Here is a 1,460-nt window from a genome sequence, read left to right on the forward strand (position 1 = left end):
AAATGAATACTTATATTTTGTGAGAACCAATGTATTAAAAATCTAAAAATACAGATTGACTAATCGTAAGAAAAAGATACCTTATATATTAGGTATCTTTTTAACATTTAAACTATTTCTCTTTAATAAATTATCTATTTTTTGCTTATCTGCCCATCCTACTCCTATTAAAACTAAGCTTCCCCCTATTATTATCTTCCATGTTAAAGATTCATCTAATAGAACAATTGAAGTAACAATACTTATTAATGGTAATCCATTTAAATATAACCCACTTACCGATGCTGAAATCCTCTCTAGCGCTTTGTTCCAAAACCAATACGCCAAAATTGTTGCACCTATAACAAGATACATTACGCTAAATACTGTCTTCCATGTTTCAATCTTTGGAAAACCATAATAAAAGATTTCCACCATTGCAAAAGGCAATAAAATAACGGCTCCAATAATTAAAGTTAGCGTTGTAAAAACATTATTAGATAAATATCGCTCTTGCCTCGGGCGTTTTAACAATATTGTATAGAAGGCAAATAAAAAAGTGCTCAATAAAATAAGTATATCCCCTATTAAAGAGACCTCTTGATCAGTATTGTCAGAAGGAACAGTAATCAAAAGCACACCTATAGCTCCTAGCATAATTCCAATCCAATAATTCAACTGAATTTTCTCTTTTAAAAAGAATGCCGAAAAAAGAATTGTAACTAATGGCAATGCAGCATCAATGATACTAACATGCAATCCACTTGTTAAAGAAATACCGTAGGATGTGAACATAAAATACCCAGCTACACCAGTAAAAGATAGTAAACTCATTCTTTTCCATGGGACCTGCTTATATACAACTGATCTTTTTAATTGTTTAAATGAGAATAGTAAACAGATTCCCCCCGCGAAGAAAAGGCGAATAAACAACAAAGTAAATGGCTGAATAGATTCTAATGCCCACTTTGTTGGCGCAATAGCTGTCCCCCATAATATAACAGCTACTAATAACATGCATATTTCTTTCATAATCCCCCACACCCATCAAAAAATATATGTTAACCATCTTAATTATAGATTTTTTCTTATGTGAAATCCTCTAAAAACGAAAAAACGTTATGTGAAAAACAGCTGAATAGCTATTTTTCACATAACGTTTTTCATATAAAGAGTAAATATTTTTAGTCATTCTACAACTTAATTAATATAAAAAGGTAATCCTTACCTTAAACTAACATTTAAACGCGTTACTTTATCACCTTTTACGGCATTATTGCTCAAATTTTAGTTTAGACAGTCCCTATTTCATCTTTTTTCCTCTTTAAGATTACTAAATTTATGAATTATAACATTTGGTAAATAAAAATAAACACAAAAAAATCTAAGTCGAATCGACTTAGATTTTTGCTTGGCGACGTCCTACTCTCACAGGGACAAGGTCCCAACTACCATCGGCGCTAGAGAGCTTAACTTCCGTG

Annotated in this window: 1 protein-coding gene; it reads right to left on the bottom strand. The window is 31.2% G+C overall.

The features are described 5' to 3' along the window. Nucleotides 1–81: 81 nt before the first annotated feature. Nucleotides 82–1,011, bottom strand: a complete 930-nt coding sequence (locus PDL00_RS34625) for a DMT family transporter (RefSeq protein WP_270733842.1) — start codon at nucleotides 1,009–1,011, stop codon at nucleotides 82–84. Nucleotides 1,012–1,460: the final 449 nt, after the last annotated feature.

The sequence above is a fragment of the Bacillus cereus group sp. TH152-1LC genome, assembly GCF_027710505.1.
In the GTDB taxonomy this organism is placed as follows: domain Bacteria; phylum Bacillota; class Bacilli; order Bacillales; family Bacillaceae_G; genus Bacillus_A; species Bacillus_A mobilis.